The sequence below is a fragment of the Pseudomonas sp. P7548 genome (assembly GCF_013386585.1).
Taxonomy (GTDB): Bacteria; Pseudomonadota; Gammaproteobacteria; order Pseudomonadales; family Pseudomonadaceae; genus Aquipseudomonas.
Window position 1 is genome coordinate 1 of sequence record NZ_JACARO010000044.1, and the last position, 23063, is coordinate 23063.

Annotated in this window: 22 protein-coding genes; 9 read left to right on the top strand and 13 right to left on the bottom strand. The window is 63.6% G+C overall.

Features of this window, described 5'->3' with window-relative positions; translation table 11 throughout:
* The first annotated feature begins 119 nt into the window (after nucleotides 1–119).
* Entirely contained in the window at nucleotides 120–1202 is a 1083-nt protein-coding gene (locus HX803_RS18820) for an LLM class flavin-dependent oxidoreductase (RefSeq protein ID WP_178922497.1), read from the top strand.
* A 154-nt stretch (nucleotides 1203–1356) separates the two neighbouring features.
* Here the strand turns inward: HX803_RS18820 and HX803_RS18825 are convergent, their stop codons facing one another.
* Nucleotides 1357–2151, bottom strand: a complete 795-nt coding sequence (locus HX803_RS18825) for a class II aldolase/adducin family protein (RefSeq protein ID WP_178922498.1) — start codon at nucleotides 2149–2151, stop codon at nucleotides 1357–1359.
* A 173-nt stretch (nucleotides 2152–2324) separates the two neighbouring features.
* Complete coding sequence (locus HX803_RS18830; protein WP_178922499.1) at nucleotides 2325–3230, bottom strand: LysR family transcriptional regulator; 906 nt, start codon at nucleotides 3228–3230, stop codon at nucleotides 2325–2327.
* Between the two features lie 217 nt (nucleotides 3231–3447).
* On the opposite strand from HX803_RS18830, the gene HX803_RS18835 reads away from it, so the two are divergent.
* From HX803_RS18835 to HX803_RS18865, 7 genes are all read left to right on the top strand, one after another.
* Complete coding sequence (locus HX803_RS18835) at nucleotides 3448–4059, top strand: cysteine dioxygenase (RefSeq protein WP_178922500.1); 612 nt, start codon at nucleotides 3448–3450, stop codon at nucleotides 4057–4059.
* Nucleotides 4056–5639: a rhodanese-related sulfurtransferase gene (locus HX803_RS18840; RefSeq protein WP_178922501.1), complete on the top strand. Its 1584-nt coding sequence runs from the start codon at nucleotides 4056–4058 to the stop codon at nucleotides 5637–5639. Before HX803_RS18835 ends, HX803_RS18840 begins: the two co-directional genes overlap by 4 nt.
* A gap of 288 nt (nucleotides 5640–5927) precedes the next feature.
* On the top strand, nucleotides 5928–6902 hold the full coding sequence (locus HX803_RS18845; protein WP_178922502.1) for an ABC transporter substrate-binding protein: 975 nt from the start codon (nucleotides 5928–5930) through the stop codon (nucleotides 6900–6902).
* A gap of 15 nt (nucleotides 6903–6917) precedes the next feature.
* On the top strand, nucleotides 6918–8267 hold the full coding sequence (locus tag HX803_RS18850; RefSeq protein WP_178922503.1) for an LLM class flavin-dependent oxidoreductase: 1350 nt from the start codon (nucleotides 6918–6920) through the stop codon (nucleotides 8265–8267).
* Nucleotides 8264–8947 carry a peroxiredoxin-like family protein gene (locus HX803_RS18855; protein WP_178922504.1) on the top strand — a complete coding sequence of 228 codons (684 nt, stop codon included), beginning with the start codon at nucleotides 8264–8266 and terminating at the stop codon, nucleotides 8945–8947. The genes HX803_RS18850 and HX803_RS18855 overlap by 4 nt, the downstream gene beginning before the upstream one ends.
* Nucleotides 8948–9076: 129 nt before the next feature.
* Complete coding sequence (locus tag HX803_RS18860; RefSeq protein WP_178922506.1) at nucleotides 9077–10255, top strand: acyl-CoA dehydrogenase family protein; 1179 nt, start codon at nucleotides 9077–9079, stop codon at nucleotides 10253–10255.
* A complete protein-coding gene (locus HX803_RS18865) occupies nucleotides 10252–11199 on the top strand; it encodes a D-isomer specific 2-hydroxyacid dehydrogenase family protein (RefSeq protein WP_178922507.1) in 948 nt (315 codons plus the stop codon). The genes HX803_RS18860 and HX803_RS18865 overlap by 4 nt, the downstream gene beginning before the upstream one ends.
* A gap of 10 nt (nucleotides 11200–11209) precedes the next feature.
* On the opposite strand, the gene HX803_RS18870 is transcribed toward HX803_RS18865, so the two are convergent.
* The 11 genes from HX803_RS18870 to HX803_RS18920 all read right to left on the bottom strand — a co-directional run bounded on the left by HX803_RS18870 (nucleotide 11210) and on the right by HX803_RS18920 (nucleotide 21989).
* Nucleotides 11210–12091: a LysR family transcriptional regulator gene (locus HX803_RS18870; protein WP_178922510.1), complete on the bottom strand. Its 882-nt coding sequence runs from the start codon at nucleotides 12089–12091 to the stop codon at nucleotides 11210–11212.
* A 182-nt stretch (nucleotides 12092–12273) separates the two neighbouring features.
* A complete protein-coding gene (ycaC, locus tag HX803_RS18875; protein WP_178922512.1) occupies nucleotides 12274–12888 on the bottom strand; it encodes an isochorismate family cysteine hydrolase YcaC in 615 nt (204 codons plus the stop codon).
* Nucleotides 12889–12919: 31 nt separating this feature from the next.
* Entirely contained in the window at nucleotides 12920–14758 is a 1839-nt protein-coding gene (locus HX803_RS18880; protein WP_178922514.1) for an amidohydrolase, read from the bottom strand.
* The gene (locus HX803_RS18885; RefSeq protein WP_178922516.1) at nucleotides 14755–15345 is read right to left on the bottom strand and encodes an antibiotic biosynthesis monooxygenase; all 591 of its coding nucleotides are present in this window, start codon (nucleotides 15343–15345) and stop codon (nucleotides 14755–14757) included. The genes HX803_RS18880 and HX803_RS18885 overlap by 4 nt, the downstream gene beginning before the upstream one ends.
* A 97-nt stretch (nucleotides 15346–15442) precedes the next feature.
* Complete coding sequence (locus HX803_RS18890) at nucleotides 15443–16678, bottom strand: Zn-dependent hydrolase (RefSeq protein ID WP_178922518.1); 1236 nt, start codon at nucleotides 16676–16678, stop codon at nucleotides 15443–15445.
* Nucleotides 16671–17153: an L-2-amino-thiazoline-4-carboxylic acid hydrolase gene (locus HX803_RS18895; RefSeq protein WP_178922520.1), complete on the bottom strand. Its 483-nt coding sequence runs from the start codon at nucleotides 17151–17153 to the stop codon at nucleotides 16671–16673. Before HX803_RS18895 ends, HX803_RS18890 begins: the two co-directional genes overlap by 8 nt.
* Nucleotides 17154–17273: 120 nt before the next feature.
* A complete protein-coding gene (locus HX803_RS18900) occupies nucleotides 17274–18413 on the bottom strand; it encodes a branched-chain amino acid ABC transporter substrate-binding protein (protein ID WP_178922522.1) in 1140 nt (379 codons plus the stop codon).
* A 67-nt stretch (nucleotides 18414–18480) separates the two neighbouring features.
* Nucleotides 18481–19197 (bottom strand): ABC transporter ATP-binding protein, encoded by a 717-nt coding sequence (locus HX803_RS18905; RefSeq protein ID WP_178922524.1) that lies wholly within the window; start codon nucleotides 19195–19197, stop codon nucleotides 18481–18483.
* Nucleotides 19190–19963: an ABC transporter ATP-binding protein gene (locus HX803_RS18910; protein WP_178922526.1), complete on the bottom strand. Its 774-nt coding sequence runs from the start codon at nucleotides 19961–19963 to the stop codon at nucleotides 19190–19192. Before HX803_RS18910 ends, HX803_RS18905 begins: the two co-directional genes overlap by 8 nt.
* Nucleotides 19960–21045: a branched-chain amino acid ABC transporter permease gene (locus tag HX803_RS18915; protein ID WP_178922528.1), complete on the bottom strand. Its 1086-nt coding sequence runs from the start codon at nucleotides 21043–21045 to the stop codon at nucleotides 19960–19962. Before HX803_RS18915 ends, HX803_RS18910 begins: the two co-directional genes overlap by 4 nt.
* The gene (locus HX803_RS18920) at nucleotides 21042–21989 is read right to left on the bottom strand and encodes a branched-chain amino acid ABC transporter permease (RefSeq protein WP_178922530.1); all 948 of its coding nucleotides are present in this window, start codon (nucleotides 21987–21989) and stop codon (nucleotides 21042–21044) included. The genes HX803_RS18915 and HX803_RS18920 overlap by 4 nt, the downstream gene beginning before the upstream one ends.
* A 172-nt stretch (nucleotides 21990–22161) precedes the next feature.
* Here HX803_RS18920 and HX803_RS18925 point away from each other — a divergent pair, with 172 nt between their 5' ends.
* Entirely contained in the window at nucleotides 22162–23058 is an 897-nt protein-coding gene (locus HX803_RS18925; protein WP_178922532.1) for a LysR substrate-binding domain-containing protein, read from the top strand.
* Nucleotides 23059–23063 lie beyond the last annotated feature (5 nt).

Genomic DNA, 23063 nt, shown 5'->3' on the forward strand with positions numbered 1-23063 from the left:
ATAATTAGGTTAGAACCAATCGGCATTTTACAGGCCCTGCCGCTGCCCCTACTTTGAAGGCGAATAACCGACCCCTTGCCCGGTGGAGGTGACCACCACGCACTGAACAAGGACAGACCATGAGCATCGAATTCATCGGCTACATCGGCGGCCACCACGCTTCCGAAATCCACCCGCGCAGCGGCCCGACCCTGCAACCCGACTACGTCCAAACCGTGGCCCGCGCCCACGAGGAAGCCGGCTTCGACCGCGCCCTGGTGGCGTTCCATTCCAACAGCCCGGACAGCACGCTGATCGCCTCCCACGCGGCGAGCGTGACAAGCAAGCTCAAGTTCCTGATCGCCCACCGCCCGGGTTTTGCCCAGCCCACCCTCGCCGCCCGCCAGTTCAACACGCTGGATGTGTTCAACGGTGGGCGCACCGCCGTGCACATCATCACCGGCGGCGACGACCGTGAATTGCGTGCCGATGGCAGCCATATCGGCAAGGACGAACGCTATGCGCGCACCGACGAATACCTGAGCGTGGTGCGCCAGGAATGGACCAGCGAGCAACCGTTCGATTTCGACGGCACTTACTACCAGGTCGAAGGCGCGCACTCCACGGTGAAGTCGCCGCAACAGCCGCATATCCCGCTGTACTTCGGTGGGTCTTCGGCGGCCGCGATTGCGGTGGCGGGCAAGCATGCTGACGTGTATGCGCTGTGGGGTGAAACCTATGAGCAAGTGCGCGAAATCGTGACCCAGGTGCGCGCCGAGGCGGCCAAGCATGGGCGCACGATCCGCTTCAGTCTGTCACTGCGACCGATCCTCGCCGAAACCGAAGAACTGGCGTGGGCGCGTGCCGACAGCATCCTGCAACAGGCCACTGCGCTGGCGGAAAAAAATGGCTTTGTGCGGCGCGAACCGCCGAATGAAGGTTCACGCCGACTGCTCGCGGCAGCGGCGCAAGGCACCCGGTTGGACAAGCGCCTGTGGACCGGTATCGCCGGGCTGCTCGGGGCGCAGGGTAACTCCACCTCCCTGGTGGGCACCGCCGAACAGGTGGCTGAAGCGCTGGTGGATTACTACGACCTGGGGATCACCACGTTCCTGATCCGTGGCTTCGACCCGCTCAATGACGCGATCGACTACGGCAAGCGCCTGATCCCCCTCACCCGCCAGTTGATTGCTGAGCGCGAACAGGCCAAACAGGTCGCTTAATCAAGGTCACTACAAAACCAAATGTGGGAGCTGGCTTGTGTGGGAATGGGCTTGCTCGCGAATGCAGTCGGTCAGTGGATAAAGATGTCGACTGATCTGCCGCTTTCGCGAGCAAGCCCGCTCCCACATTTTTAGGTCTTCATTGGGCTCAAGATCAGTTTTTGTAGTCCGTATCAGTACGCTCCAACTGCCGGATCAGCGCATTCCAATGCCGCGCCACACCCGGCCCATCCCCTGCCTTGAACACTTCGGCCTGCTTCTCGACCTTGGCCACCACCTCGGCTGGCGGGAAGATCAACTCCGCATTCCCCGCCGCCTGCGCCGCGATCTGGATGTTGCACGCGCGCTCCAGCCCCTGCAGCTGCTGGAAGGCATGCTCGACGCTGACACCCGCGGTCAACAGGCCGTGGTTGCGCAGGATCATCACGCTTTTGTCACCCAGGTCTGCGACCAGCCGCTCACGTTCGTCCAGGTCCAACGCTACGCCTTCGTATCCGTGGTAGGCCACGCGCCCGTAGAAGCCGATGGAATGCTGGGAGATCGGCAACAGACCGTCCTTCTGCGCCGACACCGCGATGCCGTCGCGGGTGTGGGTGTGCAGCACCGCTTGCAGGTCATGCCGCGCGCCGTGGATGGCGCTGTGGATCACGTAGCCGGCGTAGTTGATGCCAAGGCCAGTGGGGTCGTCGACGATAGTGCCGTCGAGATCGACCTTGACCAGGTTGGAGGCGCTGATTTCATCGAACAACAAGCCGAAGGCGTTGATCAGGAAATGCTCCTCCGGGCCCGGCACGCGGGCAGAGAAGTGGGTGTAGATGTGGTCGGTCCATTTGTACAAGGCCGCCAGGCGATAAGCGGCGGCCAGTTTGACACGCACTTCCCATTCTTCCGGGGTGACGCGTTGGCGAACGTTGTTGGAAACGCTGGAAATCGAGGTGACGCTGCTCATGGCAAAACTTCCTGGATGGCCTTAAGGACTTCCAGGCAAGCCTACGGGGTGCAAAAAAATAATAAAAAGCACATTTTAATCTAAGCTAATTATTATTTTTTTTCATAACCATAACAGCGTCAAGCAGCCTGTAGGAGCCCGGCTTGCCGGCTCCTACAAGGGATGGCGAGAGGTCAGGCGGCATTGCGGACCTTGTGCAGCGAATCCGCCACCAGCTTGCCGAAGGCGTCCACCGGCCCTTGCAGGTTGCCGAGGAAGTGCGGGTAGATCAGCCACAGGTCCATCACCGGTTTGAAGTCCTTGAGGGGCATCACCGCCAGTTGCTCGCGGTGGGCACTGCGTTCCAGCAGCGGGCGCGGTACCAGACCTAGGCCCAGGCCGTCGGCCACCAGTCCCAGTTGCAGTTCGGTGCCGAAGGTTTCCAGGTTGACCCGCAGCGCCAGGCCCTGGTCCGACAAGGTGCGCTGCAACCCGGCACGGAAACCACAGCCGTCGGGGTTGAGGATCCAGCCGTTCTGGTACACGTCCGCCAGCTTGCAGGGCTTTTTCGGCAGTTGGGATTTGGCGCAGACCACCACCAGTTCCATCTTGCCGATGGACTCGCCGACGATGTTGTCCGGGAAGATCTTGCCTGCCGGGAACAAGGCCGCCGCTGCGTCCAATTCGCCACGTTCAATCTTGCCCACCAACTGGCTGCCCCAGCCGGTGGCGACCTGGGCGCGCAGGTCGGGGTATTCGGTGCGCAGGTGCTTGAGCGCATCGAGCAGCACCACATCGCCGATGGTCTGCGGCACGCCCAAGCGCAGCAGGCCGGTGGGCGGCGCGTCGGTGGCGACCAACTCCCGCAGGGCATCCATTTCGCGCAGGATCAGCCGGCATTGTTCATACACCCGGGTGCCGATCAGCGTAGGCTTGAGGGGCTTGGTGTTGCGGTCGAACAGCTCCACCCCCAGCGCCTGCTCGAAGTTCTGCACGCGGCGGGTGATGGCCGGCTGGGTCAGTTGCAGCGACTCGGCGGCGTGGCTGATGGACTGGCAACGAATCACTTCGACAAAGGCATCGATATCGTCAATTTTCATTTGGGCCGCACATAGAGAACAGTCATTAAGATGTGTGCGAAGCATAGTTGTCGGAACACGGTCTGGATAGCCCACCGACCTATCGATAACGTCTAACACTATTCAGACCGGTTCTAAATTACCTACAGCTATAAGCTAATCATTAAAAAATAGCATATTAACTATAAACATTATGCTTAGATAAACCCATCACCACCGACCACACGATGGAGTTGTCATGACCCAGGCCAAGCACCCCGAGAGACTGAGAGCCTTCATAGGCGCCCTGGCTGAATTGATCGACGGCAACCCACGCGAAGGCGACCTGTTGCACCGTGGCGGCAAGCTCTTGGCGCAGCTGGTCAGCCATGACGATTGGCTCCCCGACGAATTCGCGCAACCCGACCCCGAACGCTACCAGCAATTTCTGTTGCACGCCGATTCACGGCAGCGCTTCAGCATCGTCAGCTTTGTATGGGGGCCCGGGCAAAGCACACCGATTCATGATCACCGGGTGTGGGGGCTGATCGGAATGTTGCGCGGCGCTGAATTCTCCCAGGGTTTTGAACGCGCCCCCGACGGCAGCCTGGTTGCCGAAGGCAAGCCCATCCAGTTGGTGCCGGGCCAGGTGGAAGCGGTGTCGCCCAAGGTCGGCGACATTCACCAGGTGAGCAATGCCCACAGCGACCAGGTGTCCATCAGCATCCACGTCTACGGCGCCAATATCGGTGCCGTGCGCCGCGCGGTGTACCAGCCCGACGGCAGCGAGAAACTGTTTATCTCCGGTTATTCCAACGCCTTCCTCCCGAACATCTGGGATTTGTCCAAAGAAAAGAGCCCTGCCCTATGACCACCGTATCGACCCGCAGCTTCGCGCAGATTCGCCAGGCCCTGCTGGACCATGAAGAAGTCGCCCTGGTGGACGTGCGCGAAGAAGCGCCGTTTGCCGAAGCCCACCCGCTGTTTGCCGCGAACATCCCGCTGTCCAAGCTGGAGCTGGAGGTGTATTCACGTATTCCACGGCGTGATACCCAGGTCACCGTCTACGACAACGGCGAAGGCTTGGCCGCCCGCGCCGCCGAGCGTCTGGTTGCGCTGGGCTACACCCAGGTCAGCCTGCTGGAAGGTGGCCTGGAGGGTTGGCGCAACGCCGGTGGCGAACTGTTCATCGACGTGAACGTGCCGAGCAAAGCCTTCGGTGAATTGGTTGAGAGCGAACGCCACACGCCCTCCCTCGCCGCCGAAGAAGTCCAAGCCCTGCTCGACAGCCAGGCCGACGTGGTGGTGCTTGATGCCCGCCGCTTCGACGAATACCAGACCATGAGCATTCCCACCGGCATCAGCGTGCCCGGTGCCGAACTGGTACTGCGCGCCCGTGAACTGGCGCCCGACCCGGCCACCCGCATCATCGTCAACTGCGCCGGGCGCACCCGCAGCATCATCGGCGCACAATCGCTGATCAACGCCGGCGTGGCCAACCCGGTGTCGGCCCTGCGCAACGGCACCATCGGCTGGACCCTCGCCGGGCAGAAACTCGCCCATGGCCAGTCGCGCCGCTTTGCGCCGACCTCGGAAGAACACCGCCAGATCGCTGCCAAGGAGGCACGCCACGTGGCCGACAAGGCCCGGGTCGGCCGCACCACCCTGGCCGACCTGCAACGCTGGCAGCAGGAAGCGACCCGCACCACCTACCTGTTCGATGTGCGCACCCCGGAAGAATTCGAAGCCGGCCACCTGCCGGGTTCACGCTCGACACCGGGCGGCCAATTGGTGCAGGAAACCGACCATGTGGCCAGCGTGCGCGGCGCACGCCTGGTACTGGCGGATGACGATGGCGTGCGCGCCAATATGTCGGCCTCGTGGCTCGCCCAACTGGGCTGGGAAGTGCATGTGCTGGATGACCTGCAGCCTGAGCATTTCAGCGAGACCGGTGCATGGGTCGCACCAGTGCCCGCGCCGGCCCAGGCTGAAGTGATCAGCCCCCACACCCTGGTGGACTGGCTGGCCCATGGCGACACCGCCGTGCTGGATTTCACCCCCAGCGTCAATTACGTCAAGCGCCATATCCCCGGGGCCTACTGGGCCTTGCGCGCGCAGTTGCCGCAAGCCTTGGCAAATGTTCCGGCCGCCGAGCGTTATGTGCTGACCTGCGGCAGCAGCCAACTGGCGCGCCTGGCCGTGGCAGACGTCGAAGCCCTCACCGGCAAGCCGGTGTTCCTGCTGCAAGGCGGCACCACCCAGTGGATCGCCGAAAAGCTGCCGCTGGAAGAAGGCGAGACCCGCCTGGCTTCACCGCGCATCGACCGTTACCGCCGCCCATACGAAGGCACCGACAACCCCAAGGAAGCCATGCAGGCGTACCTGGATTGGGAGTTCGGCCTGGTCGCGCAACTGGCCCGCGACGGCACCCACGGTTTCTACGTGATCTGACCGTCAACTTGTAGTGAGCGGGCTTGCCCCGCGCGGCGGTGTGTCAGGTGTGTATCAGGTGCCTGGGAGACCGCGGCGCGGGGCGAGCCCGCTCACTACAGGCCGCACTCAAAATCATGCAAAACAGGAATAATTAAATAAATCATAATCAGATATTTTAATGATTAACTTATAACCAAAAAGAACTTCACAGGGAGTTTTTATGGGCATAACGTTAAGTCCTCACCGACCCCTTCTCCAGGCGGAGGTAGCCAAACCCTTTTTCGAGCTACCTGGAGCCTGCATCCCATGGTCTTTACCACCCCCTTCAAACGCCTGCTCCTGGGCACCGCCCTGGCCCTCGGCCTGATCAGCACCGCACACGCCGCCGACCTGCAACCGCTGCGGGTGGCCAATCAGAAATCCACCATCAAGGCACTGCTGGAAGTCTCCGGCGAGACGAAAAATGTGCCTTACGACATCCAATGGTCGGAATTCCCTTCCGCCTCGCCCTTGGGTGAAGCCCTGAATGCCGGCGCCGTAGATGTCGGCGCCCTGGGCGACGCGCCTTATGTGTTCGCACTCGGCGCGGGCGCCTCGCTCAAGGTGGTCAGCATCATCCACGCCGAAGGGCGCAACACCACTGCCCTGCTGGTGCCAGAAAACTCGCCGATCAAGACCGTGGCCGATCTCAAGGGCAAGAAGATCGTCACCGGGCGCGGTTCCATCGGCCATTATCTGGCGATCAAGGCCCTGGCCAGCGCCGGCCTGACCACCAAGGACGTGCAATTCATCTTCCTGCTGCCCAGTGAGTCACGCCTGGTGCTGGACAACGGCACCGTTGACGCCTGGGCCACCTGGGACCCCTACACCACCGTCGTCACCTCCCAAAGCCACGCCCGTGTACTGATCAGCGGCAACAAGCTGTTGAGCAACCACTTGTACTTCGCGGCCACCAGCCAGGCGATTGCCGACAAGCGCGTGCAACTGGATGACTTCGTGGCGCGGGTCGACCGGGCCTATGCCTGGGCCAACGTGCACCCCGACGAGTACGCCGCCGCCCAGGCCAAGATCACCGGCCTGCCCCTGGCCGTGCACCTGGAGGTGGCCAAGGACACTCACCTGAGCCCGGTGGCGATTGACGACAGCGTGATCAGCGGCCTGCAAGCCACGGCTGACACCTACCAACAGGAAGGCCTGCTGCCCAAGCGCATCGATGTGTCGCAGGGTTTCGACAAGAGCTTTAACGCCAAGCGTGTCCCACTTTCCCAAGCCTCGCGCTGAAACAAGGAGCAGAACATGAGCAAGCCACGTCAACTCAAACTCGGAGCCATGGTCCACGGCGTCGGTCACGGCTGGGGCGAATGGCGCCACCCGCAGGCCCAACCCAATGCCAGTACCAACTTCGGCTTTTACAAGCAGCAGACCGAGCTGGCCGAAAGCGCCAAGTTCGACTTCGTGTTCATCGCCGACAGCCTGCACATCCACGCCAAATCCAGCCCGCACTACCTCAACCGTTTCGAGCCGCTGACCATCCTGTCGGCCCTGGCCGCGTTGACCACGAATATCGGCTTGGTCGCCACGGTGACCGTCAGCTACACCGAGCCCTACCAGGTGGCGCGCCAGTTCGCGTCCCTGGACCACATCAGCGGCGGCCGTGCCGGGTGGAACGTGGTCACCTCCTGGCTCAGCGGCACCGCCGACAACTTCGGCAAGGCCGAGCACCCGCCGCACGCGGTGCGCTACCGCATCGCCAAGGAACACCTGAACGTGGTCAAGGGCCTGTGGGATTCCTGGGAAGATGACGCCTTCTCCTACAATAAACACAGCGGCGAATTTTTCGCCCCCGCCAAGTTGCACGCGCTCAAACACAAGGGCGAGTTTTTTTCGGTCAAGGGCCCGCTGAATATCGCGCGCTCTCGCCAGGGCCAGCCGGTGATCTTCCAGGCGGGCACCTCCGAAGACGGGCGCAACTTTGCCGCCGAACACTCCGACGCGATCTTTGTACACGTGGAGAGCATCGAAGAAGGCCTGGCCTACACCCAAGACCTCAAGCGCCGCGCCCAGGGTTTCGGGCGTGACGCCGACAGCCTGTCGATCCTGCCGGGCATTCGCCCGATTGTCGGACGCGATGCAGCCGAGGTGGAAAGCCGTTATCAGCAGGCCGTGGATCTGGTGACCGTGGAGGATGCGATCGTCGCCCTGGGCCGCCCGTTCAATGACCACGATTTCAGCCAGTACCCGCTCGACGCGCCCTTCCCGGAACTCGGCGACCTGGGCGCCAACAGCCAGAAAGGCGGCTCCGACCGCATCAAGCAACTGGCCAAGGACGAAGGCCTGACCCTGCGCGAAGTGGCCTTGCGGTTCTCGCGGCCCAAGCGCGATTTTGTCGGCACCCCGGAGCAAGTCGCCGATGCGATCCAGACCTGGTTCGAGACCGGCGCCAGCGACGGGTTCATCATCAACTCAGTACTGCCCGATGGCTTGCAGTACTTCACCGAACTGGTGGTGCCGGTGCTGCAACAGCGCGGCCTGTTCCGTACGGAGTACAGCGGCCACACCTTGCGCGACAACCTGGGCCTGGACGTGCCGGTCAACCGCTACAGCGTTGCCAGCGAAGTGGAGACAGAGCAGGAGGCGCTGGCATGAGCGAGTCCCTGAACCGTCAGTTGGCCGACCTGCATGCCGAACGCGTGGCCACCTGGGCGCCGGCCGCCTTGCAGGTCAACATCGACCAGCGCCAGCGCCTGGTGAACGAAGCGCAGCCTGACGACTATGTGCAGGTCGGCGACGAGCTGGACCCGTTTGTGCTGCTCAACGTGGAAGGCGGCGAACTGAACCGTGAGCTGCTATTAGCCGACGGCCCGGCGGTGCTGATCTTTTTCCGCTTTGCCGGCTGCCCCGCGTGCAACCTCGCCCTGCCTTATTACGAGCGCCAACTCTATCCACGCCTGCGGGAATTGGGCGTGCCGTTGGTAGCCGTCAGCCCGCAGGTGCCGGAGCGTCTGGTGGAGATCAAGACCCGGCACACCCTGCGACTGCTGGTGGCCAGCGACCCGGACAACAACCTCGGGCGGCGCCTGGGCATTCTCTACAGCTTTGACGAGGCCTCGCGAAACGCGGCGTTGGCCAAGGGCAATCACATCGGTGACACCACCGGCACCGGGACGTGGGAATTGCCGCAACCGACCGTGGTGGTGATCGCCCGGGACGGCACCGTGGCGTTCGTGGAAGTCAGCCCGGACTGGCTGGTGCGCACGGAAGCCGAGCCGGTGTTGCAGGCGGTGGAACGCTTACTGGGCCAACAGCCCGTGCGCCTGGCCATCTGAATAACCTCGCCCTCCCCTGTGGGAGCTGGCTTGCCTGCGATAGCAATGCATCAGTAACCAATGTGCCAACTGCAAGACCGCTATCGCAGGCAAGCCAGCTCCCACATTTTTTGACCGAGTACATTCATCATGACTTCATCGTCTCAACCGTCTCTTCGCTCCGTGGAAGTCGCCAATTTCGACGCCCTGCTCGACCGCCTCAGCGCCGAGCTGGCGAGCACCGCGCACCTGTATGACGAGAGCGGCGCCTTCCCCCACGCCAACTTCAAGTTGCTGCACGAACACGGCCTCGTCGCGCTTACCGTGCCCAAGGCCTTGGGCGGCGGCGGTGCCAGCCTGCCCCAGGCGCGCAAGGCCATCAGTGCGATTGCCAAGGGTGAACCCTCCACCGCGCTGATCCTGGTGATGCAGTACCTGCAACACACCCGCCTGCAAGACAGCAAGACCTGGCCTGCGCACCTGCGCCAGCAAGTGGCCGAGGACGCGGTGCGCAACGGCGCGCTGATCAACGCCCTGCGTGTCGAGCCCGACCTCGGCACCCCGGCCCGTGGCGGCCTGCCGGCGACCACGGCGCTACGCACGGCCGAAGGCTGGCGCATCAGCGGGCGCAAAATCTACTCCACCGGCAGCCACGGCCTGAGCTGGTTCAGCGTGTGGGCGCGCAGCGATGACCCGGACCCGCTGGTCGGCGCCTGGCTGGTGCCCAAGGACAGCCCCGGCGTAAGCATCATCGACACCTGGGATCACTTGGGCATGCGCGCCACCTGCAGCCATGAAGTGGTGCTCGACAACGTGCTGGTGCCGCTGGACCACGCCGTCGGCGTCAGCCCCTGGAGTGCACCGTCGCCGGAGCTGGATGGCGAGGGTTTCCTGTGGATGTCGGTGCTGCTGTCATCGGTGTATGACGCCGTGGCCCAGGCTGCGCGCGACTGGCTGGTGAATTGGCTGGAAGAACGCAAGCCATCCAACCTCGGTGCAGCCCTGTCGACCCTGCCGCGCTTCCAGGAGACCGTCGGCCATATCGACACCCTGCTGTTTGCCAACCGCAGCCTGCTCGACGCCGCTGCCGAAGGCCACACCTCGGCCGCCAACGCGGCGCAGTTGAAGTACCTGGTGACCCATAACGCCATCCGTGCCGTGGAACTGGCCATCGAGGCCTCGGGCAACCCCGGCCTGTCGCGCCATAGCCCGCTGCAACGGCATTACCGCGACGTGCTGTGCAGCCGCGTACACACCCCGCAGAACGACGCCGTGTTGCAAGGTGTCGGCAAAGCGGTGTTCGCCCAACGTGAGAAGGAACGCCCATGACCCAGGTGATTATTGCCAGCCAGCTGGACGAGGATTACAACGACGTGATCCGCCAGCGCCTCGCCGCGCACCACCCCCAGGCCCAGGTGATCGGTGTACCTGTGGGCGTGCCGAGCGACCTGCCGCCCCAGGCCAACATCCTCTTGCTGCGCCCGATCAACGTGCGCGGTTACAGCGCCCCAGACACCCCGCCACCGGGCTGGCCGTATGGCGCGGAGTGGGTGCACCTGGTGTCGTCGGGTATCGACTTCTACCCGCAGTGGCTGTTCAGCGGCCCGCCGGTGACCACCTCACGCGGCAGCGCCGCCGACAACCTCGCCGAGTTCGCCTTAGCGGCGATCTTTGCGGCGTCCAAGCATTTGCCGGACATCTGGGTGAAGAATGCACAGTGGAGTTTCACCCCGCTGCGTCCGCTCAAAGGCACCACGCTGGGCATCCTCGGCTTTGGTGCGATTGGCGAACGCCTGGCGCACAAGGCGCTGGCCTTGGGCATAAACGTCGTGGCGTTGCGTCAGAGCGCAGCGCCATTTGGCGTCGAGGGTGTGCAGGCGGCCAAGGACATCCACGACCTGTTCGCCCGTGCCGATCACCTGGTGCTGGCGGCACCGCTGACCGAGGCGACGCGGCATATCGTCGACCGTGATGTGCTCGGCAGCGCGAAGCCAGGGCTGCACCTGATCAACATCGCACGCGGCGGTCTGGTGGATCAGGAAGCATTGGTGGAGGCGCTGGACAATGGGCAGGTCGGCCTGGCGTCGCTGGACGTGACCGAGCCGGAACCCTTGCCGGACGGGCATCCGTTGTACACGCACCCGAGGGTGCGGTTGTCGCCCCACACATCAGCGATTTCGACCCACAGCCGCCATGAGATTGCCGATGCGTTTTTGGCGAATCTGGAGCGGTATGTCGCGGGCCTCGAATTGGCCAACCTCGCCAACGGCTGACGCCGGCCTCTCAGCAGCCCTGCGCCAGTTGTTCGCGCAAAAACTCCACCAACGCCTGCACCGGCCGTGAACTCTGCCGGTGCTGGGGGTACACCGCCGAAAGGGTCAGGGCTTCGGGGGCGAAGTCGTCCAGGACCGTGACCAGGCGGCCATCCTTCAACGCGTCGCCGACGATAAAGGTGGGCAAGTACGTCACCCCCAGGCCAGCGATGGCCGTGTCGCGCAGCAAATCGCCGTTGTTCACGCGCATGCGCCCACTCACGTTCAACGCCTGCACCTTGCCCTTGAAACGCCACTGAACCTGACGGCCATGGCCGTAAGGCAGGCAGTCGTGTTCACTGAGGTCTTCGGGTTTCTGCGGCGTGCCGCGCAAGGCCAGGTAAGCGGGGCTGGCGCAGTACACCCGCGGGATGCTGGCGATGCGGCGGGCGATCAGGGTGGAGTCTTCCAGGGTGCCGATGCGCAGCACCAGGTCATAGCCTTCGCCGATCAGGTCGACGGGACGGTCACTGAGGTCGACTTCCACCGACACCTGGGGATGGCGCTGCAGGAACAGCGGCAACAGGCAGCCCAAATGGGCCATGGCAAATGACAGCGGCGCACTCAGGCGCAGGGTGCCGCGCGGCTCGCTGTTCTGGCCAGCGATGCCCTGCTCCACTTGCTCGACTTCACCGAGCAGGCGCAAGGCGGATTCGTAGTAACTCTGGCCCAGTGGCGTGACGTCCAGGCGGCGGGTGGAACGGTTGAGCAGGCGCACGCCGAGGCGGTCTTCCAGCTGGATCAGGCGGCGGCTGACGAATTGCTTGGACAGGCCCAGTTGCTCGGCGGCGGCGGTGAAACTGCCGGATTCCATGACCTGGCAGAACAGGCGCATGTCTTCGAAGGGGTTCATTGTCGCTTCTCGGTGGACATTTAGCGGCTTTATAGCCTGACAGTGGCCACACCACAAAACAAAATGTGGGAGCTGGCTTGCCTGCGATGGCGGTGTATCAGGAGACATTGTTGTCGACTGACACTCCGCCATCGCGGGCAAGCCCGGCTCCCACAGGGTTCAGCAGAGTTCTTTAGAAACGGTTACTTGGTAAACGCCGAGTAGCTGTTCATCAGGTTACGGTAGTTCGGGATGCGCTGGGACAGCAGGTTGGCCAGGCCTTCCATGTCGTTGCGCCAGTCGATCTGCAGCTCGCAGGCCACCGAGAACCAGTTCACCAGTTGCGCGCCGGCCGCACTCATCCGCGCCCAGGCGGCTTGCTGCACGGTTTCGTTGAAGGTGCCGGACGCGTCGGTGACCACGAACACCTCAAAGCCTTCAGCCAGCGCGCACAGGGTCGGGAACGCCACGCAGACGTCCGTCACCACGCCCGCGATGATGATCTGCTTGCGCCCGGTCGCCTTGACGGCCTTGACGAAGTCTTCGTTGTCCCACGCGTTGATTTGGCCAGGGCGTGGAATGTACGGCGCGTCCGGGAACATGTCCTTGAGTTCCGGCACCAGCGGGCCATTGGGGCCGCTTTCAAAGCTGGTGGTGAGGATGGTCGGCAAGTTGAAGAACTTGGCCAGGTCCGCCAGGGCCAGCACGTTGTTCTTGAACTCGTTGGGCGAGAAGTCCTGCACCAGGGAGATCAGGCCAGTCTGGTGATCGACCAACAGCACGACGGCGTCATCTTTGTTCAAACGGTTGTAAGCCATGGGGGTTATCTCCTAACGGGGGGTTGGGTAATCAGAAGGCAAAACACGAGCAGCCGAACGCACCCCAGAAGCCCTGGAAGTCGCTGACCGGCACGCTGGAAAGACGCGCTTTTTCATGGCTGTGCACGTGCACGCCACACGGGCCGCTGCACTGGTGGACCTGCGCCTGCAACGCCGAACTCGGGCGCCAGTGCCCGGGCACCTTGACCACCGGCGACCAGTCCGGCAGCACCGGCACACGTGGCGGTGCGTACTCTTCGAAGTCTCCGGCGCCGTAGACCACCTTGCCGCCGACCACGGTGAGCACCGACTCGATCCATTTGATGGCCTCTTCATCGACGCTGAAGAAGTCCACCGACAGCGCGGTCACGTCCGCCAATTGGCCGACCTTGATCTGGCCTTTCTTGCCCTGCTCGGACGAGAACCAGGCGCTGCCGTGGGTAAACAGTTCCAACGCGGTGAGGCGCGGCAAGCCCTCGGCGTGCAGCGCCAGGCCGCTTACCGTGCGGCCGCTGACCATCCAGTACAGCGAGGTCCACGGGTTGTAGCTCGACACCCGCGTGGCATCGGTGCCCGCCCCTACCGGCACGCCTTCGGCGAGCATGCGCTGGATCGGTGGCGTGGCTTCGGCGGCCTTGGCGCCGTAGCGCTCGACGAAGTATTCACCCTGAAACGCCATGCGGTCCTGGATCGCAATCCCGCCGCCGAGGGCACGCACGCGCTCGATGTTTTTCGGGGTGATGGTTTCGGCGTGGTCGAAGAACCACGGCAGGCCGTTGAACGGGATGTCGCGGTTGACCTTCTCGAACACGTCGAGCATGCGCGAGATGGACTCGTCATAGGTGGCGTGCAGGCGGAACGGCCAGCGCTGTTCCACCAAGTGACGCACCACCGGCTCCAGTTCCTGCTCCATGGTCAGCGGCAGGTCCGGGCGGGGTTCGAGGAAGTCTTCGAAGTCGGCGGCCGAGAACACCAGCATCTCGCCGGCGCCGTTGTGCCGCAGGTAGTCATCGCCCTGGTGCAGGGTGACGCTGCCGGTCCAGTTCTTGAAGTCGCTGAGTTCTTCCTTGGGCTTCTGGGTGAACAGGTTGTAGGCGATGCGCACCGTCAACTGTTCGTCCTTGGCCAACTGCTCGATCACCGCGTAGTCGTCAGGGTAGTTCTGGAAACCGCCACCGGCGTCGATCGCACTGGTGAGGCCCAGGCGGTTGAGTTCACGCATGAACTGACGGGTCGAGTTGACCTGGTATTCCAGCGGCAATTTCGGGCCCTTGGCCAGGGTCGCATACAGGATCATCGCGTTGGGCCGCGCCACCAGCATGCCGGTGGGGTTGCCGTTACTGTCGCGCACGATCTCGCCGCCCGGTGGGTTGGGCGTGTCCTTGGTGTAGCCGGCCACGCGCAGGGCCGCGCGATTGAGCAAGGCGCGGTCGTACAGGTGCAGCACGAACACCGGGGTGTCGGGCGCGGCCTGGTTCAGTTCATCGAGGGTGGGCATGCGCTTTTCGGCGAACTGGAATTCGTTCCAGCCGCCCACCACGCGCACCCATTGCGGGGTCGGCGTGCGATCCGCCTGGTCCTTGAGCATGCGCAGCGCATCGGCCAGGGATGGCACGCCTTCCCAGCGCAGTTCGAGGTTGTAGTTCAGCCCGCCACGGATCAGGTGCAGGTGGGAGTCGTTGAGGCCGGGGATCACGGTGCGGCCCTTGAGGTCGATGACCTGGGTGCCGCTGCCGCGCAGGGCCATGGCCTCGCCGTCGGTGCCCACGGCGACGAAACGCCCACCGCTGATGGCGACGGCGGTGGCACGCGGGTTTTCACGGTCCACGGTGTGGAACTGGCCATTGAACAGAATCAGATCGGCGTTCATAGGGTTTCCTTTACAGAGGCTTCAAGCCAGGGAGCGAACAGGCGGGTAGCCGCCGGCATCAGCAGGTAGACCACCAGCAACACGATGGTCAGGGTCACCAGGAAGGTGGCGACCACGTAGTTGGAGAGAAAGGGATGCAGGTGCAGGACCGGGCCCCACACCAGCGGCACCAGCAGGGTCAGCGGCAGGATCACGAACAGGGTGACCACCGCCTGCTTCCAGCGTGGCGGCTTGGCGGCGCTGTCGGCCAGGGGCGAGAACCAGAACTCGTTGACGCCGCCGACTTCGGTCTTGTCGCCGTCGGCCAGCATGGGTGCGGCTTCGGCGATCAGGTCGTTGCGTTCGGGGGAGTCGAGCCAGCGCTCCAGCGCGTCGGTGGAGCGGTAGCGCAATACACAGGTGAACAGCGCCAGGCCGTTCTGTTGACTGCGCACGACGTCCACCCCGAGGTGGCCGGGGCGCTCACCGGCGATGCGCACGATGCGCCGCAGCCAGGCTTCGTAGTCGGCCTCGCGGCCTTGCTTGATGAGGTGTTTGACGACCAGGGTGACGACTTCGTCGGGCCCTGTCTCTGGTGCTGGGTCCATGGTGCTCCCCTCTGCCTTGAAAGATCAGCGATGAGGGGAGTGTGCCGTGGGTGGGGGTGATGAAAATTGGATGTACGTGCTGTTTGATCGCCGCTCGTCAGCGCTGGGATTTGGCCAGGATCGCCTGCAACAGCACATCGGCGCCGGCTGTCGACCATTCGGGAGAGATGGCCTCGGCCTCGTTATGGCTCAACCCGTCCACACAGGGCACAAAGATCATCGCGGTGGGCGCGACCTGGTTGAGATAGCAGGCGTCATGCCCGGCACCGGAGATCATCGGCCGATGGCTGTAGCCGAGCTTTTGCGCCGAGGCACGCACCACCTCTACACAGTCGCCATCGAAGGCAATCGGCGCGTACTGGAAGATCTGCTTCACGCTGTGCTGCAAGCCGATGCCCTCGGCGATGCGGGCCACGGCGTCGCGCAGTTGGACGTCCTGGCGCGCCAGTACCGCTTCGTCCGGGTGACGGAATTCCACGCTGAAAAACACCCGGCCCGGCACCACGTTGCGTGAGTTGGGGAAGATGTTCGCCATGCCCACCGTGGCGCGCCCTTCGGCGCCTTGTTCCAGCCCCAGGCCGTTCACTGCCTCGACGACACGGGCAAAGCCGAGCAAGGCATCCAGGCGATGGTCCATGGGCGTGGTGCCGGCGTGGGCGCTGCGCCCGCTCAGTTCCACCTCATACCAGCGCTGGCCCTGGGCGCCGGTGACGACACCGATGGTGATGCCTTGGGCTTCGAGGATCGGGCCCTGCTCGATATGCAGCTCGAACGCGGCATGTATCGCTTGGCCGCCCACCGGATGCGCGCCGGCATAGCCGATTTCTTTCAGCGCCTCGCCAATGGTCACCCCCGATTTGTCCTCGCGGGACAACCCGTATTCCAAGTCAAAGACACCGGCGTAGACGCCCGACGAAATCATCGCCGGGGCGAAGCGTGAGCCTTCTTCGTTGGTCCAGTTGACCACTTCGATGGGTCGGTCGGTTTCAATGCCCAGGTCGTTCAAGGTGCGCAGCACTTCCAGCCCGGCGAGCACGCCGTAGATGCCGTCGTACTTGCCGCCGAAGGGTTGGGAGTCGCCATGGGAACCGGTCAGCACCGGGGCCAGGTGGTCGTGGCGACCGGCGCGGCGCGCGAAGATATTGCCCATCGCGTCCACGCGAATGCTGCACCCGGCCGCCATGCACCATTGCACAAACAGGTCGCGGCCACGGCGGTCTTCATCGGTGAGGGCCAGGCGCGAGACGCCGCCCTTTTCGGTGGCGCCGATCGTTGCCATGTCCATCAGCGAGTCCCACAGGCGCTCGCCGTTTACCCGCGCGTGATCAGTCATGAGGCTTGGCCCGGTAGCGGAAGTCACAGTGGTGGGCGCCGCCCATGATGGTCTGGGTGCGGGTCAGTTCGATGTCGGGGTTGTAGCCGACGATAAACAGCTCGTCGCGGTTGCACGACAGCAGGTGACCGATCTCGCCCAGGCCCATCTCGTGGTACATCTCGGCGTAGCGACACCGCTTGACGTCATAGTCGTAGTGCTCGGCATCGCTGGCGATGATCTCGACCTTGAGGGCGTCGTCCTTCTCCCACAGCACTTGCAGCTCGACAAAGCTCTTGAGGTCGGCGCCCTGTTCTTCCAGCGCGGCAAAATGCTTGCCGGCCTGGATCGCCGCGTTGCCCACGGCTTCGCCAATCACGGCCGCGGCAAACGCCTGGCCCTGCTCGCGCTTGAGAATCTCGTAGATCGGCTTGATGATTTCGGCCTCGATCCGCCGACGGGCAAGAATGCCCAGTTCACCTTCCAGCTTGCTCATTTCATCTCTCCTCCAAACCAATGTGGGAGCTGGCTTGCCTGCGATAGCCGTGTGCCAGCCTATACATCCTTGGCTGATATACCGCCATCGCCGGCAAGCCGGCGCCTACAGCCGGGTTGTTTATTGACCGCCGGCCACGCTCACCGGCTGCCATTGGTTGGCCTTGACCTGGTAAACGGTGAACGACGGTTTCTTCAAATTGCCTTCGGCATCAAACGCAATGGTGCCGGTTACGCCGGGGTAGCTGATGGCGCGCAAGACCGGCAGGTACTTCTGCGGGTCCACCGAGTCGGCCTTTTCAATCGCCGCCACCAGCACGCCGACACCGTCGTAGGCGAACGGTGCATGCAGCTCGATGTTGGCTTTGTAGCGTTCCTTGTAAGCCTGCTCGAACGCCTTGCCGCCCGGCATCTGCGCAACCGCCAGGCCCGGCTCCAGGGCAATCACGCCCTCGCCTTCGTTCTGCGCCAGTTGCAGGAAGGTCTGGCTGACAAACCCGCCCGCGCCCATCAGCGGTGCCTTGATGCCCAGTTGCTTGATGCGACGGGCCAGCGGTGCGGCCTGGGAATCCACGCCGCCGAAGAAGATCAGGTCCGGGTTCTGGCTGCGGATATTGGTGAGCACGGCACTGAAGTCGATGGTCTTGTCGTCCACGTATTCGCGGCTCACCACGGTTGCACCACCCGCCTCGATGGCCTTGACGAACTGGTCGGCCAGGCCCTGGCCGAACGCAGTGCGGTCATCGATCACGGCGATACGCTTGGCTTTCAGGGTATTCAACGCATAGTCGCCGGCCACGCGGCCGCCATCGTCGTCATGGCCCATGATGCGAAAGCTGGTGTCGAAGCCCTGCTGGGTATAGGCGTGGCCGGTGGCAACCGGGGCGACCTGGGCAATACCGGCGTCGTGGTACACCCGTGCGGCCGGGATGCTGGTGCCGGTGTTCCAGTGGCCGACTACGCCGACCACGCCCTCATCCACCAGGCGCTGGGCCACGGTCACGGCGGTGCGCGGGTCAGACTGGTCGTCTTCGGAGACCAACTGGAACGTCACGGCTTCACCGTTGATTTTTGGATGCTTGGCGTTGGCCTGGTCGATGGCCAATTGCGCGCCGTTTTCCAGGTCCTTGCCGATCCGTGCCGATGGGCCGGTGAGTGGGCCAGCCAAGCCGATCAGCACAGTCTGGTCGGCCTGGGCCACGGCGCTGGCGAGGCTGCTGAGGGCCAGGCCGATCAGTGCGGTTTTCTTCAATGTGTTCATCTGGGGTTCCTGCTGGTTTTTCAGGCGGGTCGGAACACGCCGGGCGTCCGGTAGCGTCATGGGTTATCTATTCGCCGAGGTACGCGCTGCGCACCTCGGGGTGTTCAAGCAAATCCTGGGACGGCCCCGTGAGGCTGATACGCCCGGTGTCCATCACATAAGCACGGTCGGTGACGTGCAGCGCCAGCCGCGCGTTCTGCTCCACCAGCAACAGGGTCATGCCTTGGCGGCACACGTCGTCGATCACCTGGAAAATCTTCTCCACCATGATCGGCGCCAGGCCCATGGACGGCTCATCCAGGATCAGCAAGCGCGGGCGCGACAACAGCGCGCGAGCCAGCGCGAGCATCTGCTGTTCGCCGCCCGACAGCAGGCCGGCCGACTGGTGCAGGCGTTCCTGCAGGCGCGGGAAGTGGTCGAACAACTGGCGCATTTCGCGCTGCACCTGCGCGTGGTCACGGCGCAGGAAGGCACCGGCTTGCAGGTTTTCCAGCACACTCATGCGCGCAAAGATCCCGCGTCCTTCCGGAACCATGGCAATGCCTTGGCGCAGCAGTTGGTCGGGCGCTGCGCCGCGGATCGAACGCCCGGCAAAACGGATCTCGCCCTTGGCCGCCGGCAGCAACCCGGTCAGGGCCTTGAGGCTGGAGGTCTTGCCGGCGCCATTGGCACCGATCAGCGTGACGCGCTCGCCTTCGTGGACATGCAAGTCCAGGGATTTGACGGCTTCGATGGCGCCGTAGCGCACTTGCAAACCGTCCACACTCAACAGGGCTTCAGACATGGGCACTGGCTCCCAGGTAGGCCTGGATCACGGCCGGGTGCTGGCGCACATCGGCGGGTGGGCCCACAGCGATGACTTGGCCGTAATCGAGCACGCTGATGCGGTCGCACACGCCCATCACCAGCTTCACGTCGTGCTCGATCAGCAGCAGCGTGTGGCCGTCGTCGCGGATCTTTTCCAGCAGGCCGCGTAGCTGCACTTTTTCGCTGGCGTTCATGCCGGCTGCCGGTTCATCCAGCGCCAGCAAGCGCGGTTCGGTGGCCAGGGCGCGGGCGATTTCCAGACGGCGCTGATGGCCGTAGCTGAGGCTGTCGGCGCGGTAATGGGCAAACCCGGCCAGGCCCACATACGCCAGCAAACGATGGGCATGGGCGCGGGTTTGCGCTTCTTCCTCACGCGCCCGGCGATGCTGACTCAGCGCCGCCCAGAGGCCATTGCGGGTGCGCACATGGCGCCCGACCATGACGTTTTCCAGGGCGCTCATGGCGTTGAACAGGCGGATATTCTGGAAGGTTCGGGCAATGCCGGCTTCGGCCACCTGGTGCACACCGGTGGGCTTGTAGTCTCGGCCATCGAGCTGGAAACGCCCGGAGTCCGGGGTGTAGAGGCCGGTCATCACGTTGAAGAAGGTAGTCTTGCCCGCGCCATTGGGGCCGATCAACCCGTAGATCTCGCCGGGCTGGATACTCAGGCTCACGTCGGTCAGCGCCGCAACGCCGCCGAAGTGTTTGTTGACCTTGTCGATCTGCAACAACGGTGCGTTCATCGTGCCACTCCTTTGGGCCACAGCCCGGCCGGTCGGTAGAGCATCGCCAGGATCAGCGCCAGGCCGTAGAACAGTTGACGGATGATCTCCGGGTCCACCAGCACCTGGCCGAACAGCGACTGCTGCAGCGGGCCCATGCTGGCGCGCAAGGCTTCAGGCAAGGCCGCCAGCAACACGCAGCCCAGGATCACCCCGGGGATGTGGCCCATGCCGCCCAACACCACCATCGCCAGCACGGCAATGGACTCGTTGAGGGTGAAGGATTCCGGCGAGACAAACCCCTGGAACGACGCGAACAGCACCCCGCTCACGCCGCCGAACGCCGCGCCAATGGCAAACGCCAGCAGCTTGAGGCGCACGGTGTTGATGCCCATGGCTTGCGCCGCGTCTTCGTCTTCGCGGATGGCCACCCACGCACGGCCGATGCGCGAATGCTCCAGGCGGATGCAGGCGAACAGGATCAGCACCACCAGCGCGGCGAACAGGTAGTAATAGAGGTAAACCGACGGCAGGCGCAGGCCGAACAGGTCCTGGGTGCGGCCCAGGTTCACGCCGAGCAGGTTCACCGGGTCGACCTGGGAGATGCCTTTGGGGCCGTTGGTGATGTTCACCGGGCGGTCGAGGTTGCGCAGCAGGATGCGGATGATCTCGCCAAAGCCCAAGGTCACGATGGCCAGGTAGTCGCCGCGCAGGCGCAGGGTCGGCGCGCCCAGCACGACACCACAGCCGGCCGCCAGCAAGGCGCCGAGTGGCAGGATCAGCCAGATCGAGGTGTGCAGGCCCGCCGGCAACAACGCCGCCAGCGCGGGGAACTGTTGCAGCAAATGCGGCGACGAGAGCAACGCCGCGAGATAAGCGCCCACCGCATAGAACGCGATAAAGCCCATGTCCAGCAGCCCCGCATAGCCGACCACGATGTTCAAGCCGAGGGCGAGCATGATGTACAGCAGGGCAAAGTCCAGGGTGCGCACCCAGGTGTTGCCACCGGCGTGGCCGACGATCCACGGCGCCAGCACCAGGGCCACGGCGAGCAGCAGCAAGCCCAGGCTCGCACGTTTGTTGGGAGTCAGGGACTGGATCATGCGCGGGTCGCCAAACGTTCGCCCAACAACCCCGAAGGCCGGAACACCAGCACCGCAATCAACACGATAAAGGCGAACACATCCTGGTAATTGCTGCCGAACACGCCGTTGGTAGCCGAGCCCAAATAGCCAGTGCCCAGGGCTTCGATCAGCCCCAGCAACAGGCCGCCGAGCATGGCGCCTTTGAGGTTACCGATACCGCCCAGCACCGCTGCGGTGAAGGCCTTGATGCCAGGCAAAAAGCCCATGTAGAAATGCGCGCTGCCGTAGTTGCTGGCCATCATGATCCCCGCCAACGCGGCAAGCGCGCCGCCAATGGCAAAGGTGATGACGATGATGCGGTTGGGGTTGATGCCCATCAGGCTGGCGACCTGAGGGTTTTCTGCCACGGCGCGCATGGCCAGGCCGAAGCGCGTGCGCTCCACCAACACCAGCAGCGCGACCATCACCGAGACGGCGATGGCGATGGTGGTGAGGGCCGTCACGTTGGTGATCGCCGGGTGCGCGGAGGCGCCGGCCAGCACTTCAATTGGCGCCAGGGGCAGCAATTGCGGGAACATTTGCGGGTTGCGGGTCCACACCAGCATGGCGAGGGTTTGCAGTAGCAGCGACACACCGATGCCACTGATCAACGGCGCCAGGCGCGGGGCATGGCGCAGGCGGCGATAGGCAACACGCTCGATCACTACCGCCAGCACCGCGCAGAAGGCCATGGCGACGACGGTGGCGCAGAGCAACACCAGCACTGGCGGCAAGGCGGGCCAGGTCGCCTGCAACAGGCGGATCACCGACAAGCCCACCAGTGCACCGATCATCAACACGTCGCCATGGGCGAAGTTGATGATGCGCAAAATGCCGTAGACCATGGTGTAACCCAGGGCGACCAGCGCGTAGAGACTGCCCGTCATCAAACCGTTGAGCAGTTGTTGGATAAACCCATCCATCAGGACCATCGACCTCAGTGCGTACAGGGGCGGCACACTAAGCATCTATTCTGTTTTTATCAAATATCAGAAAGTCATATCGTTATACCCAACGCATAACACGCTATTTATGCCGTAAATACGGCGCTTATGGCTCTTTATTCAGCGATAAAGTTGGTATTTAATTCAACACATGAATAAATCAGAACAGTTAGACAACGACCCTCCTCTGCGCGCCGTGCGCACCTTCGAAGCCTTTGCGCGCCATGGCGGGGTGAATGCCGCCGCCCGCGAGCTGGACGTTTCCGCCTCGGCCATCAGCCATCAGTTGCATCTGCTGGAGGATTTTTTGCAGCAGCCGCTGACCTTGCGTCAGGGCCGCAACCTGGTGCTCACCGACGAAGGTCGCGAGTACTACCGGGCGATTCGCTCAGCCTTTGCGGTACTGCGCAGCGCCACCGAACACGTGCGCGAAAAGAGCGCGACGCGCCAGGTCACGATCAGCCTGATCCCGCTGTTTGGCATCAACCTGTTTATCCCGCGCCTGGCGAATTTCCTGAAGGACCACCCGGCGCTGGACATCAACGTGACCTACGCCAACCACCGCAGCTACCCCAGCGATGCGGCTGACCTGTCGATCCGTTTTGGCACCGGGCATTGGCCGGGGTACCACAGCGAGCCGTTGATCTCTGGCGCGGTGACGCCCTATTGCAGCCGCGCGTTCCTGGCGCAGCACGGGCCCATCGACACGCCCCAGGCGTTGAGTGAACTGCCGTTGCTGCACGACGAAGAACGCGGCACCTGGGGCCAATGGTTCGAGGCCGCCGAAGTCGACACCACGGCGCTCAATGGCTTGCTGTTGGAAGACGGCCAACTGGCACTCACCGCCACCCTCACCGGCCTCGGTTGCGCGCTGTTGCGCGAGCCGCTGGTGGCGCCCCATGTGGCCAGTGGTGAGCTGGTTAAGCTGTTTGATCTGCAGGTCAATGATGGCCGCCAGTACTACCTGTGCCGGCGCGCCAACAGTGAGTTGTCGAGCGAGGGGAATGACTTGTATGACTGGATCAAGCGCAGTTTGATTGCGCAATAGACCGC

Bases quoted from the DNA above. Each gene is read 5' to 3' on its own strand.
- HX803_RS18860 (WP_178922506.1), top strand. From the start codon at position 9,077: ATGACTTCATCGTCTCAACCGTCTCTTCGCTCCGTGGAAGTCGCCAAT.
- HX803_RS18925 (WP_178922532.1), top strand. From the start codon at position 22,162: ATGAATAAATCAGAACAGTTAGACAACGACCCTCCTCTGCGCGCCGTG.
- HX803_RS18830 (WP_178922499.1), bottom strand. From the start codon at position 3,230: ATGAAAATTGACGATATCGATGCCTTTGTCGAAGTGATTCGTTGCCAG.
- HX803_RS18895 (WP_178922520.1), bottom strand. From the start codon at position 17,153: ATGAGCAAGCTGGAAGGTGAACTGGGCATTCTTGCCCGTCGGCGGATC.
- HX803_RS18910 (WP_178922526.1), bottom strand. From the start codon at position 19,963: ATGAACGCACCGTTGTTGCAGATCGACAAGGTCAACAAACACTTCGGC.
- HX803_RS18820 (WP_178922497.1), top strand. From the start codon at position 120: ATGAGCATCGAATTCATCGGCTACATCGGCGGCCACCACGCTTCCGAA.
- HX803_RS18835 (WP_178922500.1), top strand. From the start codon at position 3,448: ATGACCCAGGCCAAGCACCCCGAGAGACTGAGAGCCTTCATAGGCGCC.
- HX803_RS18855 (WP_178922504.1), top strand. From the start codon at position 8,264: ATGAGCGAGTCCCTGAACCGTCAGTTGGCCGACCTGCATGCCGAACGC.
- ycaC (WP_178922512.1), bottom strand. From the start codon at position 12,888: ATGGCTTACAACCGTTTGAACAAAGATGACGCCGTCGTGCTGTTGGTC.
- HX803_RS18890 (WP_178922518.1), bottom strand. From the start codon at position 16,678: ATGACTGATCACGCGCGGGTAAACGGCGAGCGCCTGTGGGACTCGCTG.
- HX803_RS18920 (WP_178922530.1), bottom strand. From the start codon at position 21,989: ATGGATGGGTTTATCCAACAACTGCTCAACGGTTTGATGACGGGCAGT.
- HX803_RS18825 (WP_178922498.1), bottom strand. From the start codon at position 2,151: ATGAGCAGCGTCACCTCGATTTCCAGCGTTTCCAACAACGTTCGCCAA.
- HX803_RS18885 (WP_178922516.1), bottom strand. From the start codon at position 15,345: ATGGACCCAGCACCAGAGACAGGGCCCGACGAAGTCGTCACCCTGGTC.
- HX803_RS18905 (WP_178922524.1), bottom strand. From the start codon at position 19,197: ATGTCTGAAGCCCTGTTGAGTGTGGACGGTTTGCAAGTGCGCTACGGC.
- HX803_RS18845 (WP_178922502.1), top strand. From the start codon at position 5,928: ATGGTCTTTACCACCCCCTTCAAACGCCTGCTCCTGGGCACCGCCCTG.
- HX803_RS18880 (WP_178922514.1), bottom strand. From the start codon at position 14,758: ATGAACGCCGATCTGATTCTGTTCAATGGCCAGTTCCACACCGTGGAC.
- HX803_RS18850 (WP_178922503.1), top strand. From the start codon at position 6,918: ATGAGCAAGCCACGTCAACTCAAACTCGGAGCCATGGTCCACGGCGTC.
- HX803_RS18865 (WP_178922507.1), top strand. From the start codon at position 10,252: ATGACCCAGGTGATTATTGCCAGCCAGCTGGACGAGGATTACAACGAC.
- HX803_RS18915 (WP_178922528.1), bottom strand. From the start codon at position 21,045: ATGATCCAGTCCCTGACTCCCAACAAACGTGCGAGCCTGGGCTTGCTG.
- HX803_RS18870 (WP_178922510.1), bottom strand. From the start codon at position 12,091: ATGAACCCCTTCGAAGACATGCGCCTGTTCTGCCAGGTCATGGAATCC.
- HX803_RS18900 (WP_178922522.1), bottom strand. From the start codon at position 18,413: ATGAACACATTGAAGAAAACCGCACTGATCGGCCTGGCCCTCAGCAGC.
- HX803_RS18840 (WP_178922501.1), top strand. From the start codon at position 4,056: ATGACCACCGTATCGACCCGCAGCTTCGCGCAGATTCGCCAGGCCCTG.